The 16,320-nt window shown below is 56.5% G+C and carries 11 protein-coding genes; 5 read left to right on the plus strand and 6 right to left on the minus strand.

What is annotated here, in order from left to right:
* Positions 1–54 precede the first annotated feature (54 nt).
* Positions 55–654 (plus strand): superoxide dismutase, encoded by a 600-nt coding sequence (locus tag ACR3EG_RS07945; RefSeq protein ID WP_480494734.1) that lies wholly within the window; start codon positions 55–57, stop codon positions 652–654.
* Between the two features lie 368 nt (positions 655–1,022).
* On the opposite strand, the gene ACR3EG_RS07950 is transcribed toward ACR3EG_RS07945, so the two are convergent.
* The 3 genes from ACR3EG_RS07950 to ACR3EG_RS07960 form a co-directional block, all read right to left on the minus strand.
* On the minus strand, positions 1,023–1,193 hold the full coding sequence (locus ACR3EG_RS07950) for a hypothetical protein (protein ID WP_480494736.1): 171 nt from the start codon (positions 1,191–1,193) through the stop codon (positions 1,023–1,025).
* Positions 1,194–1,275: 82 nt separating this feature from the next.
* Positions 1,276–4,368 (minus strand): efflux RND transporter permease subunit, encoded by a 3,093-nt coding sequence (locus tag ACR3EG_RS07955; RefSeq protein ID WP_480494737.1) that lies wholly within the window; start codon positions 4,366–4,368, stop codon positions 1,276–1,278.
* Complete coding sequence (locus ACR3EG_RS07960) at positions 4,368–5,432, minus strand: efflux RND transporter periplasmic adaptor subunit (RefSeq protein WP_480596864.1); 1,065 nt, start codon at positions 5,430–5,432, stop codon at positions 4,368–4,370. Before ACR3EG_RS07960 ends, ACR3EG_RS07955 begins: the two co-directional genes overlap by 1 nt.
* A gap of 803 nt (positions 5,433–6,235) precedes the next feature.
* Between ACR3EG_RS07960 and ACR3EG_RS07965 the strand changes: the two genes are divergently transcribed.
* Entirely contained in the window at positions 6,236–6,688 is a 453-nt protein-coding gene (locus ACR3EG_RS07965; RefSeq protein ID WP_480494741.1) for a host attachment family protein, read from the plus strand.
* Between the two features lie 35 nt (positions 6,689–6,723).
* Here ACR3EG_RS07965 and ACR3EG_RS07970 read toward each other — a convergent pair whose 3' ends face one another.
* A complete protein-coding gene (locus tag ACR3EG_RS07970; protein ID WP_170752502.1) occupies positions 6,724–7,287 on the minus strand; it encodes an LOG family protein in 564 nt (187 codons plus the stop codon).
* Positions 7,288–7,413: 126 nt separating this feature from the next.
* Here ACR3EG_RS07970 and ACR3EG_RS07975 point away from each other — a divergent pair, with 126 nt between their 5' ends.
* The 3 genes from ACR3EG_RS07975 to ACR3EG_RS07985 all read left to right on the plus strand — a co-directional run bounded on the left by ACR3EG_RS07975 (position 7,414) and on the right by ACR3EG_RS07985 (position 11,149).
* A complete protein-coding gene (locus ACR3EG_RS07975) occupies positions 7,414–8,826 on the plus strand; it encodes a LysM peptidoglycan-binding domain-containing protein (RefSeq protein ID WP_480494743.1) in 1,413 nt (470 codons plus the stop codon).
* A 78-nt stretch (positions 8,827–8,904) separates the two neighbouring features.
* A complete protein-coding gene (locus ACR3EG_RS07980) occupies positions 8,905–10,710 on the plus strand; it encodes an ABCB family ABC transporter ATP-binding protein/permease (protein WP_480495919.1) in 1,806 nt (601 codons plus the stop codon).
* 40 nt (positions 10,711–10,750) lie between these two features.
* Positions 10,751–11,149, plus strand: a complete 399-nt coding sequence (locus tag ACR3EG_RS07985) for a DUF2147 domain-containing protein (RefSeq protein WP_480494745.1) — start codon at positions 10,751–10,753, stop codon at positions 11,147–11,149.
* A 33-nt stretch (positions 11,150–11,182) separates the two neighbouring features.
* On the opposite strand, the gene ACR3EG_RS07990 is transcribed toward ACR3EG_RS07985, so the two are convergent.
* Entirely contained in the window at positions 11,183–14,944 is a 3,762-nt protein-coding gene (locus tag ACR3EG_RS07990; RefSeq protein ID WP_480494747.1) for an efflux RND transporter permease subunit, read from the minus strand.
* Positions 14,941–16,173: an efflux RND transporter periplasmic adaptor subunit gene (locus ACR3EG_RS07995; RefSeq protein WP_480494749.1), complete on the minus strand. Its 1,233-nt coding sequence runs from the start codon at positions 16,171–16,173 to the stop codon at positions 14,941–14,943. The genes ACR3EG_RS07990 and ACR3EG_RS07995 overlap by 4 nt, the downstream gene beginning before the upstream one ends.
* Positions 16,174–16,320 lie beyond the last annotated feature (147 nt).

Consider the following 16,320-nt stretch of genomic DNA (forward strand, 5'->3'; position numbering starts at 1 on the left):
TGCCAAAGCATTTAACCTTTGGAACCGCAACAATCATTTCAACAGGGGGCCGAGATGGCTTTTGAACTTCCTGATCTTCCTTATGCACATGACGCGCTGGCAGCCAAGGGCATGTCCGCGGAAACATTGGAATATCACCACGACTTGCACCACAAGGCCTATGTCGACAACGGCAACAAGCTGATCGCCGGAACCGAATGGGACGGCAAGTCGATGGAAGAGATCATCATGGGCACCTATGACGCGAATGCTGTCGCCCAGAATGGTATCTTCAACAACATCAGCCAGTTGTGGAACCACAACCAGTTCTGGGAGATGATGGGCCCCGGCGATAACGCCGTGCCCGGTGAGCTGGAGAAGGCTCTGGTCGAGAGCTTTGGTTCGGTTGACGAATTCAAGTCGCAGTTCAGCGCGGCAGGTGCTGGCCAGTTCGGCTCGGGCTGGGCATGGCTGGTTAAGAACGCCGACGGCTCGCTGGCTGTCACCAAGACAGAAAACGGCGTGAACCCGCTGTGCTTTGGTCAGACCGCGTTGCTGGGCTGCGATGTGTGGGAGCATTCCTACTACATCGACTTCCGCAACAAGCGTCCGGCCTACCTGACCAACTTCCTGGACAATCTGGTCAACTGGGAAAACGTCGCCTCGCGGATGTGATCGGCTGACCGATTGTACTTTTTTGAGGGCCTGCTTGCGTAAGTGAGTGGGCCTTTTTCTTGTCAAGGAAACACTTGCGAAAGGAGGTTGAGGTTTCGGTTGTACCCTACATGTCTATGACCGCTTTCAGCCCAAAGCCGACATTCTCCAGAGTGGGCTTTACAGCGAGCCAAGCAACAACGGTTCAGCAGCGGGAGTTTCGCAGCGGCAACATTCTCAGGAGACGCTAGTGAAAGTCGGCCACTAGCACAGGAAATCCATTTTTTCCTCTGAGCAGCAAAAAGACAGAGAATCCAGTAAGCCGCGTTCTCGGATCAACTGACGTTTCGTGCAACTAGCGACGCGTCTTCAATAACGCCATTGCAAGCTCACTTCGGGGTTTCGCCAAAGAAACCTCCAAAATATGCGCTCATTGCTAACAAAACACCAACCAGAATGACGATCACAAGCAGTGCCACGCTACCTTTGGCAAAATATCCCAATGAAACTAAGCCAACCACGAAGATGCCTACTAAAAAGTAGAGTACCGTATTGTCCATCTTTACCCCCGAATGAGTTGTCTAAACTCAACAACTACATGCTCCACAAAAAACGACCCAAAGACCGCTAAAAAAGGTGACGTCAAACCTCTTTCGGTGACTGTCGAATGCCGCTCAGCGTGGCGAACAAGACCGGGACCAGGATCATTGTGAGCATCGTACCCACCGTCAAACCGCCCATGATCGTGACAGCAAGACCGACCCAAAAAACGTCTGGGAGTAGCGGTATCACACCCAAAACGGTAGTGGCGGCGGCCAGTACGACGGGGCGAAGTCTTGAGGCCCCGGCATTCAAAACGGCGTCATAGCCCGGCTGACCTTCGGCCAAGTTATCGTTGATCTGATCAATCAGAACGATTGCATTTTTGATCATCATGCCCGCTAGGCTCATGCCCCCGAGCAATGCAACGAACCCAAACGGTGTATTTGTCAGAAGTAGGCTCGGAACAATACCTATCAGCACAAAAGGTACAGTCAGGAAAATGACCAACGGTCTGCGGTATGAGTTAAATAGCCCAACGACAATCAGTGCCATGATCGAAAACGCGGGGATCATACCCGGAATCAAAGACGCTTGCGCGGACACTGTGTCCTCGTACTCTCCACCCCATTCCATGCTGTAGCCCGGTGGCAAGTCAGCCTCCAAAGCTTCGAATTCGGCAAGAACTGCGGCGCGATAACTTGGCAGAGTTACGCTATCGATTGGATTGGCTTGCACAGTCAGAACACGGCGCCGGTCGCGACGATTGATCGCTGGATCTTCGGGCTGAATATTCACGCCGCGTACAACCTGTGCCAATGGGACAGGCTCAACAGAAAACGGAGACTGAAGTTGCAGCAGTTCAAAGTTGTCGACGGCTGCCACATCTTCTGCGCCAGGCCGAACGATGATTGGCAGCAACTCGTCACCTTCGCGGTAGAGGCCGACCGAACGCCCGTCAAATGCACGTTTTGTTGTGTTTCCAAGATCTTCATAGGTGATACCGGTCCACCGTGCTCGGTCCTGGTCATAGTTTGGGACAGTTTTCAGGACACGGTTGCGCCAATCGGTGCGCGCCACTTTCGTCCATTGATGCTGATCCAGTATCGCAACTGCTCTGTCACCAATTTCGCGCAGAGTCTCAGGATCAGCATCCGATGGGCCGATGATGCGGTTCTCGAATGCCCAGGTGTTGCTGGGGCCCACACCGAATTGACGTGTGAAAGAGGTCGCCTCAGGCATGTTGGCTGATATCCAAAGCGATATCTCTTTGGTCATCTCGGGAATGTCGCGGTAGTCCTCGACATTCACAATGACTTGCGCGTAGGACGGGTTGGTTCCCTCGGGGTCGACCGGCAGGTAGAAACGCGGCGGGCCAGCTCCGATAAAGCTGGCGATGCCGGTCACACGATCGTCCATTTCAACCTTTTCTTCGATCCGTGAGATCGCTTCTAACACGGCTTCAATCCGAGTTCCCTCGGGCGCGTAATAGTCGATCATGTATTTGGTCATCGACGAGGTCGGGAAGAACAGCTGCGTGACAGAGCCAAAACCAACCCCAGCAATAATTAGGGCACCCAAAGCCACGCCGATCGTTACGTAGCGAACGCGGATCGCCGCAGCCAGAAAGCGGCGGTAAATCGCATAGAAACCGGTGTCAAAAGTCTCGCTTGCTCCACCTTTTGGCTCCGGTAGCATGGCAACGCATTGCAGTGGCGTAACCGTCATCGACAGCAACCAACTGACCAGCAGCGCGATCCCGACAACTGAGAAGAGTGTTCGGCAGTACTCCCCTGCGCTCTCGACAGATGCAAAGATCGGGTAGAAAGCCATGACCGCGACAAACGTGGCCCCAAGCAACGACATGGCGGGACGCGTTGCGGCTTCAATCGCGGCCTTTGCTCGGTCCATTCCTTGCGACATCCGTACCATCGCGCCGTCCGCTACGACGATCGAGTTGTCTACCATCATGCCGAGCGCAATGATCAATGCACCCAAGGACATGCGCTGAAGATCTATGCCCAGTGCTGCCAAGGGTATGAAGGTGGCAAGGATTGTTAGAATCAGCCCGCTGCCGATGATGATCCCCATCCGAACACCCATCGCCAAAGTTAAAACGACCAGGACGATTGCGACGGCTTGGGCAAGGCTCACAAGAAAACTGCTGACCGCAAGGTTTACGTCATCGGATTGCCAATGAACCCGTTCAACCTCGATGCCCATCGGCAGGCTTGCGATCAGTTCTGATACTCTCGCATCTACCGCCTCACCAACACTGACAACGTTGACACCAGACTGGAAGGATATGGCTAACCCAATAGATGGAAGGCCATTATAGCGCATCATAGTTATCGGTGGGTCAATGTAGCCTTCTTTAACCTCAACGATGTCGCCCAGCCTTAGCAACTCTGGCCCACGACGTTGACCGCTTTGAGCCTGATCCAGACCACTCGGTCGGACGACTAGATCTGCGATGTCAGTTGGGCTTGTGAAGGTTCCGCTGGGCGCAATGCGCATGCGGTAGTCACCGACGTTTACCCGCCCTGCATCCACGATCGCATTCTGGGTTTGTAACGTGTTGAGAATTGTCTGAGCCGAGACTCCCAATGCGGCCAAGGCTTCTTCCCGTGTTTCCAGATAAATGACTCTGTCGCGTTCGCCCCAAAGATCGACGCGGCCGACGCCGTCGATCAACGAGAGCTCTCGCTTGAAGTCTTCGGCATACCCATCAAGCTCCTGAGCGGAGAACCCATCGGACGTCATCGCCAGAAGCAGACCAAAGACATCACCGAAATCATCGTTGATGGCAGGACGACCCGCGCCAGGGGGTAGGTCTGTTTCCACGTCTCTGACTTTCCGACGCAGTGTGTCCCAGATTTGCGGTAGCTGGTCCGACCAATAGTTCGGGCGAATTTCGACTTTAATCGTCGACACACCCGCCCTGCTTTCGCTCGAGATGTAATCAATCTCCTTAATTTCCTGGAGTTTCAGCTCGATCCGTTCTGTGATCTCTTGCTCAACTTCTTCAGGGCTGGCGCCGGGATAGAGGGTGGTAACAACCGCAGTTTTGATAGTGAACTCGGGGTCTTCTAGCTGCCCCAGACTAAAAAAAGCCGAAATGCCGCCCAACGTAAGCATGACTACCGTGAACCAAACGAATTTGGCGTTGCGGATGGAGAACGCCGCGAGACCCATTACTCTGTATCCTCGGAGAGTCGTGAAACTTTTTGGCCTTCTCGCAAAGAGTTCGCTCCGGCAGTGACGACCACATCACCAAATTCCAGACCTTCACTAACGGCCACCCCTTGCGACCGGGGCGTGCCAAGCGAAACCTTCCTCGCCGTTACGGTTTCTGAGCTGGCATCGAATACCCAGACATGCGGATCTGTTTCCCCTTCAGGCACGAAAACCGCGCTGGCAGGAACCATGATCGCATCGAATGGTTCGTGCCCCTCCTTTGGCTGGCCACGGACGCGCCCAGCCATACCCGGAAGAACAAGTGCGTCTTCCGGTTGATCCATAATCAACGTGACAGGGAAGGTTCGGGTCGTCGCCGAAGCCTCGGATCCAATCTCGCTGATTTCCGCCGGTAGAACCACATCCCCCAGAGCATCAAAAGTAACGGTGATGTCTTCAATGTGGGGGATCAGGGCGATGTATCGTTCGGGGATATCGATCACCACTTCGATGCGTTCGGCATCCAAAATGCGCAGCACCGGAGTCTGAGCGGCGACTTCTTCGAAATCTTCAATGTATTTGCCGACAACACGACCATCGAACGGTGCCGCCAAACTCGTATAGGTTAAATCCAGAGTGGCTCTGTCCAGAGCGCCTTGAACAGAATTGATGGCCGCCTGAGCGGATGTCTCGCCAGCGATAAATCGGTCGAGTGTAGCCTGAGCAGCAACGTCCTTTTCGACCAGCGATCGTTGCCGATCTGTTTGCAACTTGGCGTTCTCAAACGTTGCCTGTGCGCTTTCGAGTTCGGCGTTAAGCCGGTCTACTTCAGCCTGGTATGGGGCAGGATCCAAGGCTGCCATAATGGCACCCTTCGTTACAAGATCGCCAACCTGAACATCGACGCCAACAACATTGCCCGGTACGCGAAAGGCCAAAGAGACTTCGCGCGCGGCCCTGGCTGTTCCGACAAAATATCGGTCATGCAAACTGGAAAGGTCGGAAATCTCGATGGCTCTGACAGGTCGAATAAGTGTTTGGGTCGCATCTTCTTCCTTCTCCCAGCAGCCGGCAAGCAACACGAAGGCTAAAAGCCAAACCGATAATCTCTTCATATCCCCCTCCCGTGCCGCACGCGTTCCCTTCTTCGTCTCTTTGAAGGTGGCCTAACTTGCGGATTTTGCGCCTAAAGCTGCTACAATTGTACGCGCTTACCAATCAAAGTCAAAAATTCGAATTTGTTTGAGGGAGGTGGAGAGAAACCCGAGTAACTCTTGTCAAACTGACAAGACAACTTCGCAGTACGACGTCGCCTCGATGCTGCTGTTTGTCTTATAGGCAGCACAGAAGGCTGGTTTTCGAGTTAGTGTAGCTGCGTCAAAAGGTAAGCGTGCAGAGGTTACACCGCGATTGAGCAAAGCCACGACCGTCGTCCCGGCTAACGTGTGGAGCGGAAATGTCCGCATTTGGCGAACCGCTGTTATTGCCTACTTTTGAGCCAATAGCGGCATTGTCCCGCCAACCGGACGTTCATTCGGGTAAGGCGTGCTGCGGTGCGGCCAAACGGCAGCTTCGCCTCGCACGGCAGAAAACAAAATTGGTTGCACTGTGCGGCAGACTTTGATTGTCGGTTCGCTTATTAGCATCTTCATCCGTTTCTGGTTCGCTAGCGTACCCATCGGTAGTTTCCCGCCGATAAATTCGAATTAATCTGAATGAGTATTGTACGGGCCCCGGTCGTCCCTAGCTATATTAGGCGGAGGGAGAGAACCGCCAATCTGCTAAAAATGCTCAAGGAGCGCGCTGAAAAACCGTTGGCGCGCAACAGGATACCTATGTCCGTTGAACAAGGGATAGTCATATAAAACCACAACAGGAGATCACGATGGTCGCACTTTCACAGGGAACTTGGATTGTCATTGCTGACGGCGAAAAAGCACTGTTCATGGAGAACATTACAGACGCGGAAGACCCGAATTTGATGATTGTTTCCGTCGAAGAGACCGACGGGCCGGCAGGCCGACCATCGGATCGTGCAGGGCGGCGCGCTGATGCTGGTCCGAACCAGAAATCCGCAGTTGAAGAACCCAGGTGGAAAGCACAGGCGAAGTCTCTGTTCGTGCAAGACGTCGCTAACCTGTTGAACCGAAAGGGGTTGAAGGGAGCGTATAAACGGCTTGTCCTGGTCGCCAGCCCTCATGTCCTGGGTCTTTTGCGTCGGCGTCTGCACAGCGAAGTTCTGGGCAAGGTCGTGGCCGAAGTTGACAAGACCTTGACCAACCACCCGCTCCATAAAGTCGAGCAGGTTTTGATTAACCGTTTGAAGCCTGCAACTTAGACTAAATTCCGAAAGCAGGCGACACGCTCGCCTGCTTATCCCCTGGGGGCAGCCAACAGTGTCCGCAGATTTGCCATGGCCGTTTCCGGCCCGTCGACCCACGTAATGAAATCGCCCAGCGAAGCGTCGGCAAAGCCCTGACCAATGACCTGCTGCACCAGATCGTGCAGGGCGTCCCAATACCCGTCCACATTCATCACCAGAATGGGTTTGTCGTGCAGGCCCAACTGGCGCCATGTCAACGCTTCGAACAGCTCGTCCAGCGATCCGGGTCCGCCGGGAAGGACGACAACCGCATCCGCGTTCATGATCATGACCTTCTTACGCTCGTGCATCGTTTCGGTGATCACAAAACGGGTCAGGTCGGTCTTGCCAACCTCGCGCTGCAACAGGTGAACTGGGATGACGCCGAATGTGTCTCCGCCTGCGTCTTGTGTGGCGCGGGCGACCTCTCCCATCAGCCCCACATCTCCGGCGCCGTAGACCAGACGCCAGCCTTCTTTGGCAAGGTGCTGCCCGAATGTGCGTGCAGCCTGCGCATAGGCCGAATTAACACCATTGCGTGACCCGCAATACACACAGACGGATTTCTGGGTCATTATATAGGCTCTCCGGGGTTGTAACTGCGGTTTTGACCCCTGATAGCGGGATTGATAGATTGGCTCAACCGTCACGCAGAATGTGTGGAAGTCAAAGCATTTGCGCTGCGGAGTGAAAGGAAAAAAATGGACGCCAAGTCGGGAAGCGAAAGCACCGGTCCTGTCACCTGGGGGGTGATCATCGGGATACTGGTTCTGGTCGGGGCCACGGGGGCCTATATGTCCGGGGTGTTTGACCAAGGGCCCGAAGAGTCGGGCGCTCAAACGGGTGTAGTCGATCAGCCGGTTCAAGACACCGCAACAGAGCAAAGCGCGGCCGTGTCCGAGGGTGAAGGCAGCAAACCAAGCCCTTCGGAAAACACAGAAGCGGAAGAGACCGAGGCTCCCGCAGAGCCGAAAGTAGAAACGGCCCAAGCAGAAACCGAAGCGGCGCCCGAATTGTCACCGCCGACTCTTGATCAGATATTCGTTGAACCGGACGGGAACGCGGTTTTGTCCGGCTCGGCTGAGCCAGGTGCTTTGGTGCGCGTCCTGCTGGATGGGGAAACTCTGCACAGCTTTACGGTCGACGGCAGCGGTCAGTTTGCCGTATTCGTCACGATCCCGTTCGCCAACACCGCGCGGGGGCTTGTGTTGGAGACAGACAGAGGCGATCAGCCGGTCCGGTCGGATGACTACTTGATCGCTGCCTTGCCCGAGCCCAAGGTCGAAATTGCGGCGGCTGAACCCGCTGAAGACACGGTGGCAACGCCCGAAGTGCAGGAATCCTCTTCGGCAAGTGCTGGAACTGCGCAGACCGAGACGTCAGCGCCCGAGGATGATCAGGTCGCGAGCGCCAGTAAGCAGTCCGACGATGAACATAACGAGACGGGCGCCCCGACACAGGGCGGCGAACAGCTAGACACCGCGCAAGCGGAAACCGCTCCGACCGCGGATGCTGTGCCTAACGCTCCGCAAGAGCCTGTGCAGGAAGAAACCCAAAATCAACAGGTTGCGATACTGCGTTCGGGTGAAGACGGGGTTGAGCTGGTGCAACCTGCGTCTCCGCAGGACAGCGCATCGGATCAGGTTGCACTGGACACTATCGGGTATTCCGACGCCGGTGATGTCGAGTTGACGGGCCGCGTGCCTGACGGTTCGGTGGTGCGCCTTTACCTGAACAACCGGTTGGTTGCGGATTTGCCTCCAACCGATGACGGTAAGTGGCGCAGCGAGCTTGAGGGGGTCGACCCCGGTGTTTACACCTTGCGGGTGGATGAGGTCGGTACGGACGGAACTGTCGTCAGCCGTCTTGAGACGCCCTTCAAACGCGAACCGCTAGAGGTTCTTCGCGCTGCGGATACCGCCAATGGGTCTGCCGCACCCGATGCGCCGGTCATCCGTTCGGTCACTGTTCAAGAGGGCGACACGTTGTGGGCAATCTCGCGTGATCGCTATGGGGACGGGCTTTTGTTCGTGCGTGTGTTCGAAGCCAACCGCAATGCGATCCGTGATCCTGATCTGATCTATCCAGGGCAGGTCTTCACCATTCCCGAGTAATCCTGTACCTCTGGCCCTCTTGGGTCGGGGGCCAATCTCTGACCGCAGTTTTGGTACGTGATGAGACGAGCAGCCCATATGCATTCCGACGACATGCCCGAGGTCGACGAACGCCGTTCCGGGTGGCGAACGATCCGCAAGGTCGCCCCCTATCTATGGCCCGAGGATGATGCATGGGTGAAACGACGTGTCATCATCGCCATGAGTATGCTGGTTATCGCCAAGCTGATCGCTGTCTACACGCCGATCCTCTACAAGGGCGCGGTTGACAGCCTTGCCGCCGAGGGGGTGCCTCCGCTTGCACTTGGAGCCGTTGGGCTGACGGTCGCTTACGGTGTTGCACGAATGATGACGGTTGGGTTCCAGCAGTTGCGCGATGCGGCGTTTGCACCTGTCGGTCAGCGGGCATTGCGGGCCTTGGCGCTTGAGACCTTTCAGCACATTCACCAATTGTCGATGCGCTATCACGTGACCCGCCGTACCGGTGGGCTTAGCCGGATCATCGAGCGTGGCGTCAAGGGGGTCGAGTTTCTGCTGCGATTCCTGTTGTTCTCCATCGGGCCTTTGATCCTTGAGCTGCTAATGGTTGCGATCATCCTGATGTGGCTGTTCGACGTGTGGTATCTGGTTGTGGTCGCGGTCACCATCGGGCTGTACATCTGGTTCACTTTTGCGGTGACAGAATGGCGCGTAAAATTGCGCCGTGAGATGAACGATCAGGACACCGAAGCCAACCAACGCGCCATCGACAGTCTGCTGAATTTTGAAACCGTCAAGTATTTCAATGCGGAAGAACGCGAAGCTGAACGCTATGACGTGTCGATGAAGGCGTACGCGGGGGCCGCGCTCAAAACGGCGTACTCATTGGCTTTCCTGAATTTCGGGCAGTCCTTCCTGATTACCTGTGGGTTGATCGGTGTCATGGTGCTGGCCGCGCTGGGCGTGCAGGCGGGTACATTAACCGTGGGCGATTTCGTGATGGTGAATGCCTACATGATCCAGATTACGGTGCCCTTGAACTTTCTGGGAACGGTCTATCGTGAGATCCGGCAGGCTCTGGTTGATATGGGGCAGATGTTCGATCTGTTAGAGCAGCCGGCCGAGGTAACGGATAAGCCCAATGCGCCTGCGCTGGATGTGACCGGCGGCGAGGTGACGCTGCAGGATGTCCGCTTTGGGTATGATCCTGACCGTGAAATCCTGAAGGGCGTGTCGTTGACCGTTCCTGCGGGGCAGACTGTGGCAATCGTGGGGGCAACAGGGTCGGGTAAATCCACAATAGGGCGTCTGCTGTTCCGGTTCTATGATGTGACCGGAGGGGCATTGAAAATCGACGGGCAGGACGTACGGGACGTGTCGCAAACCAGCCTGCATTCGGCCATCGGAGTTGTCCCGCAGGATACCGTATTGTTCAACGATACGATCCGATACAACATCGCGTACGGCCGCAATGGTGCCACGCAAGAGGATGTCGAAGCCGCCGCAAGAGCGGCGCAAATCCACGACTTTATCGTTACATTGCCCGAAGGCTATGACACCAAGGTTGGGGAACGTGGGCTGAAACTGTCAGGCGGGGAAAAACAGCGGGTTGGGATCGCGCGCACGTTGCTCAAGAACCCTCCGATCCTGTTGCTGGACGAAGCGACCTCGGCGCTGGATACCGACACCGAGCAAGAGATCAAGGACGCGTTGGCCCAAGCTGGCAAGGGACGCACGGTGCTGACCATTGCCCATCGTCTTAGCACAATCGCCGAGGCCGATCGTATTGTTGTGTTGGAACGTGGCGAGATCATCGAACAAGGCACTCATGACGAATTGCTGCAGCGTGAAGGTCGGTACGCGCAATTGTGGAACCGGCAGCAATCGGATGCGCAAGCAGCGTAATCTTGTGCTAGACTTCGGGATATTCTCCGGAGGTGTTGGAATGCGTCAGTTTTTGTGGATCTTCTTTATTTGCGTGGCAACGCTGACATGTAGTTCAGCTTGGGCCGGAGATGATCCCATCATAGGCGTCTGGAAGACCGAGCCGGATCGCAAGAACCTGACGTCTCACATCAAGATCACCGCGTGTGGCGATGCGTTTTGCGGGCAAATCCTGTCGGCGTATGACGCGTCGGGCAAAGAGGTTCAGACGCCCAACATCGGTAAGAAACTGTTTTGGGATGTGACCAGCGAAGGCAATGGCAAATACGGAGGGGGCGAATTCTGGGTTCCCCTGATTGACGTGGATGCCGTGCCGCAGATGACGCTTGAGGGCGATACTTTGCGGGTGAAGGGCTGCGAGCATCATATCTGCGCTCATCAATCCTGGACGCGCCTGTAAAGAAGTGGGGCCGGCACTGCCGACCCCGATGTATTACTCAGCGGCCCTAAGAGGTGACCCCGGGGGAGTGTCCTTGCGCGGGTCTTCGGGTTTGTCGTCCCAGATCACTTCGGCCGATTGTGCTTCAAGTGCAGCCTTGTCGGTCTCCATGTCCTGGGCGACCTGGCTGGACTGACCGCTGGACGCACGGACCACAAGTTTCGCAAGCAACACTGCATAGGTCGAAACCCAGACGCGCAGGGCTAGGAATGATGGCGTGACGATCAGGGTCAGGATGGTGGCAATTCCCAAACCAAAGACCACAGCCGTTGCAAGTTGCTTCCACCACAGTGCAGTCGGGCTGTCGATGGAATAACCGCCGTTGATAAAGTCCAGCGACAGGCCGAACATCATCGGGGTCAGACCTGCCATAGTGGTCAGGGTGGTTAGCAGAACCGGACGAATACGGGCCTCGGCGGTGCGGATGATCGCCTCGATCCGGGGCATGTAGCGGCTGTATTCCTGATAGGTGTCGATCAGAACAATATTGTTGTTCACCACGATCCCGGCCAATGCCACGATCCCCGTCCCCGTCATGATGATCGAGAAGGGCTGCTGCATTATCATCATGCCCAGCAACACACCGGTGGTCGACAGCACCACCGCCAACAGCACCAGAACCGAGTTGTAGAAGCTGTTGAATTGCGCCAACAGGATCACGAACATCAACCCCAGCGCACCCAAGAATGCATTGGCAAGGAAAGCCCCGGATTCGGCCTGTTCCTCTTGGTCGCCGGTCCATTCCCAAGTGATCGCCGGACCAAAGGGGTTCGTGTCCAGCCATTCTGTCAGCACTGCAATGCGTTCGTTGGGATTCACCGGCGAGATCGACGCGGACCCTTGGTCGATCAACGCCTGAACGGCGCCCACGTTTTCAGACCCGGTCAGCAACACAACATCGTATTCAACGCCGTTGGTGCCAGTCAGGCTTAAATTGGTTGCAGTTGCGTCTTCAGCGACCTGTCGCAACACGGCCAACCTTGTGGAGGTGCCGTCAGCGGCCTGAGTTGTAACCTTGCTGAGCCCCGGTTCCACATCCGCCTTCACATCGTAGTATCGCTGCTGGTCGACACGGTTGATCTCGGCCAGTTTTGCAACCGGCTGGCGGGTTACAAAGTTGGAAAGCGGGACCAGTCCGTCAGCTGTCCGGACTTTCAGAGTATCCAGCGTCGACAAGACGCGATCTTCATCGGGCAGGCGAACACGGATCTCGATCTCTTCATCGACCGTTTCGGGGCGCATTTCCCCCAGCAACAGGCCCCGCGTAACCAGTTGCACCATCGCTCCTACGGTGGCTACATCTGCGCCAAACCGGCCCGCTTTTGCGACGTCGACGTCAATCTGCCAGTCGATACCCGGCAGTGGCAGGGTGTCTTCGATCTTGATCAGGCCGGGAGTTTCATCGAACATCGCCCGAGCGGCGGTCGTGGCGGCTGTCAGCTGCTCTCGGTTGTCGCCCTTGAGGCGCAGGTGCACGGGTTTGGCCGAAGCCGGGCCTTGTTCCAAGGGCAGGATTTCCACCACGATCCCTGGCAACGTCGCCAGTTCCGCGTTCAACTGATCCAGAACGAAGTCACCGTCATATTCCGGAGCGATCGTCTGGCGGTCCAAAAGGCCAAAGAGGATCGGCTCGGACAGGGTAGGGCGGTCCTCCCACGGGATGATCTCGAACTGTACGCGACCGATCGTGTCGGCTGGTTCCTGTGCGCCACCGTTGTTCTGGTTCAGCCCCCCTTCACCGGCAAACGAAAAGACATTCGTTACCGCAGGATGGGCACCAATGATTTCCTCAGCGGCCAGCACCATCTCGTCTTTTTCCACCAACGAGATATTGCCCCGTGCGCGGACATAGGCCGTGGCCTGTTCCGGCTCGCTTTCGACAAAGAACTCGACCCCGCGGTTGTTATTGCCGTAGGCGGTGATGACCAGCATCACCAGAATGGCAACGACGACGATGGAAACGACCGGCATGATCGGGTTGCCAACCAGAAACTTGATGAAATGCCCGAACCAAGTGTGTTCGCGCACAGTATGCACATGCTGATCCGGAGCGCGCTCGATCTTGATCGCGCTCAGCGTGATCGACCCGGCAAAAGCTCCGAGGATGAACAGAACCGCGCCCAATAAAAGGCCACCCGCAGGGATCAGGAAGGCTGGGTTCAACATCTGCATCGCGCCGAGGAACATCAGCAGAAGGGCGGGCGGCACCATAAGGGCGCGCATGTTCCATGAGAACCGCGCACGTAGCCAGTGCGAGGCGCGGTCAAACATACGGCTCAGACGGCCCGAAACACCGCCCATGACGGGCAGGTAGATTAGGGCAACGATCAACGAGGCTGACAGAACAAAGATCAGGGTGACCGGAAGCATGCCCATGAACTCACCCGGTACGCCGGGCCAGAACAGCATGGGCAGAAACGCGCACAGCGTTGTCGCGGTCGAGGACACGATGGGCCAGAACATCCGCTGGGCGGCTTCGACATAGGCGTGCATTGGTCCGACGCCGTCCTTGATGCGTTTGTCAGCATACTCCACGACAACAATCGCGCCGTCGACCAGCATGCCCACCGCAAGGATCAGACCAAACATAACGATGTTTGAGATACTGACACCCATGACTGCAAGAAAGGCGAAACACAAAAGGAACGAAGTCGGAATGGCGAACCCGACCAGCAGGGCTGCACGTGTACCCAATGCGGCCAGCACCACGATCATAACCAGTGCAATCGCCGTCAGGACCGAGCCTTCGAGCTGGCTGACCATTGATCCGACGATGCGACTTTGGTCGTTCGATGTGCCAAGCTGGATCGCGGCCTGCATCTCGGGGGGCCATTTGGTGCGAGCCTCGGCAATGGTCTTTTTGACGTCTGCGACCGTGTCGATCAGGTTAAAACCTTTGCGCTTGACCACCTGCAACGCGACGGTGGATTCGCTGTTGAACCGGGCAGTGCCTTCGCGATCCTCGAACGTGTAATTGATCTGCGCCAGCTCTCCCATCGTGACGACGCGGTCGCCATTAACCTTGACCGGCAGGTCATACACGTCCTGAGCCGTTTTGAAAGATGAAGGAATCTTGACCGAGAAGGTACCTTGTTCGGTTTCGACCTCACCGGCTGCAATCAGTTGGTTGTTGTTCTGGACGACGTTGATCAATTCAGCGGCCGTGACGTCATAAGCTTCAAGCCGCAGCGGGTCGATGATGACCTCAAGCAGTTCGTCCCGGTTGCCCGCAATGCCGGCTTCCAGAACCGAATCCATGGCCTCAAGATCGTCCTGCAAATCTTTGGCAACGCGCGCCATCGTGCGTTCGGGGACCGCTCCGGTCAGGTTGACGATCACGATCGGGAATTCGGAAAAGTTGATCTCGGTCAGGGAATACTGTTCGGCCCCGTCCGGAAACTCGGCCTGAGCGCTGTTCATCGCGTCGCGCACATCGGCCATGATGGCTGTCTTGTCCCAGCCAAAGTCGAACTCGAGCGCGACCCCGGCATAGCTTTCTGCCGCCGTCGAGGTCATCTCTTTCAGGCCGTCCAGGTCGGCCAGCTCGGTCTCCATCGGTTTGACCAGAAGGTTCTCAGAGTCTTCGGCCGAGATCCCCGGAAACTGAACCGAAACGAACAGGGCAGGGATTTCTATGTCCGGCTCGCCTTCCTTGGGCAGGCCAACATAGGCAAAACCACCGATCACCAGCGAGATCGCGATAAAGGCGAGAACCATGCGGGCCCGGCCAGCGGCCCAACTGACGATACCGGTCATTCGGAGGGTTCCTTGTATGTAGGCTCAACCGTCACACCGCTGGTTACGAATTCCTGACCCACAACAATCACGTCAACGGTTTCGGGCAACCCACCCAACCACACGCCCTCCGACGAGTCGCGCAGCAGACTGACAGGCTTGAAGTCGACCACGTTGCCACTGCCGATCGTCCGAATGCCCACTTTTCCTTCGTGGTTCAGGGTCAGGGCCGATTGCGGCAGCAGATGGGCTTTGGCGCCTTCCGCGGCAACGCGGATGTCCGCAGTCTGACCGTCGCGGATCGAAAGATCGGGGTTGGGAACGGTAACTTCAACTTCGAAGGTTCTCGTGGTTTCATCGGCCGATCGGCTCAGAAATGTTACGCGTCCGGCGACCTGAAGTCCGGTTACCAATGTTGCCGAGGCCTCGGACCCGACAATCACACGGTTGACCTCGGCTTCGGGGACAAACCCAACCAGCTTGATCGGGTCCAGCTGGATCACGGTCGCACACAAAGAGCCCGGTTGCATGAGACTACCCAGTTCAGCAGTATCGCTTTCCAGCAGGCCGTCAAAAGGTGCCTCGATGGTCTGACGATCAATTTCGCGCCGTGCGGCTTCGACTTCGGCGATGGCGGCTTCAATACCAGCGCGTGTCGCCTCAAGCCCAGCCTCGGCGGTCTTGATCCCTGCCTCGGCTGTGCGCATGGCCGCCTGGCTTGAAATTTTGCGTGTTTCCGAGCCGAACCCGGTTTCAGACAGGCGCTCGGCGGCGGTCAGGTTGATCTCGGCCTCTGCGACCAGGGCGTGCGCCTCTTCCAGACGGGCTTCGGCTTCGGGGATACGGCTTTCGGCCTCCAGCTTGCCCGCCATGGCCTCGGCCAGGCTGGCTGGACGCGTACCCGGATCAAGTTCACACAGCAAGTCGCCGGCTTTCACAAAGCTGCCTTTGCGTTTGGGATCTGAGATCACGGTCGAGGTTGTTTCGGCCAGAACTTCGACCTGCCGGTTGGCTTTCGTCTGCCCACGCAGCAGAACAGCACTGTCAATTTCGCGTGCGGATGACCTAACGGCAACCACGCCGACGACGGCCTGAGAAGTCCCCGAAACAGCCTCACCTTGTGCGTCAGAAACGACATTTTCGTCGGCTTCCGCACGGCCAGCCAAAGCGAAAAGGGCGTCGCGTTCGAAAACTAGCAGAAACAGCGCGACGACAACGAGCAAGGCATTTACCAGTGAAATCAAACGCATGTAGAATTTCTCCCAGAATTCTTCGCCAAGATTTCTTCGGCGCTCAGGCATAAATGTGGGCCCGATTATGTATCTTTTCTACGCTGAACTGAATAGTTTGGTTCACATTTTTGCGCAACCCTGACGGGATAGGGTGAAAATGTGCGA

Source organism: Ruegeria sp. AM7 (assembly GCF_056535965.1).

What these genes read in the sequence shown, in the direction of transcription:
- ACR3EG_RS07945 (WP_480494734.1), top strand. Translation starts at nt 55, where the DNA reads ATGGCTTTTGAACTTCCTGATCTTCCTTATGCACATGACGCGCTGGCA.
- ACR3EG_RS07950 (WP_480494736.1), bottom strand. Translation starts at nt 1,193, where the DNA reads ATGGACAATACGGTACTCTACTTTTTAGTAGGCATCTTCGTGGTTGGC.
- ACR3EG_RS07955 (WP_480494737.1), bottom strand. Translation starts at nt 4,368, where the DNA reads ATGGGTCTCGCGGCGTTCTCCATCCGCAACGCCAAATTCGTTTGGTTC.
- ACR3EG_RS07965 (WP_480494741.1), top strand. Translation starts at nt 6,236, where the DNA reads ATGGTCGCACTTTCACAGGGAACTTGGATTGTCATTGCTGACGGCGAA.
- ACR3EG_RS07970 (WP_170752502.1), bottom strand. Translation starts at nt 7,287, where the DNA reads ATGACCCAGAAATCCGTCTGTGTGTATTGCGGGTCACGCAATGGTGTT.
- ACR3EG_RS07975 (WP_480494743.1), top strand. Translation starts at nt 7,414, where the DNA reads ATGGACGCCAAGTCGGGAAGCGAAAGCACCGGTCCTGTCACCTGGGGG.
- ACR3EG_RS07980 (WP_480495919.1), top strand. Translation starts at nt 8,905, where the DNA reads ATGCATTCCGACGACATGCCCGAGGTCGACGAACGCCGTTCCGGGTGG.
- ACR3EG_RS07985 (WP_480494745.1), top strand. Translation starts at nt 10,751, where the DNA reads ATGCGTCAGTTTTTGTGGATCTTCTTTATTTGCGTGGCAACGCTGACA.
- ACR3EG_RS07990 (WP_480494747.1), bottom strand. Translation starts at nt 14,944, where the DNA reads ATGACCGGTATCGTCAGTTGGGCCGCTGGCCGGGCCCGCATGGTTCTC.
- ACR3EG_RS07995 (WP_480494749.1), bottom strand. Translation starts at nt 16,173, where the DNA reads ATGCGTTTGATTTCACTGGTAAATGCCTTGCTCGTTGTCGTCGCGCTG.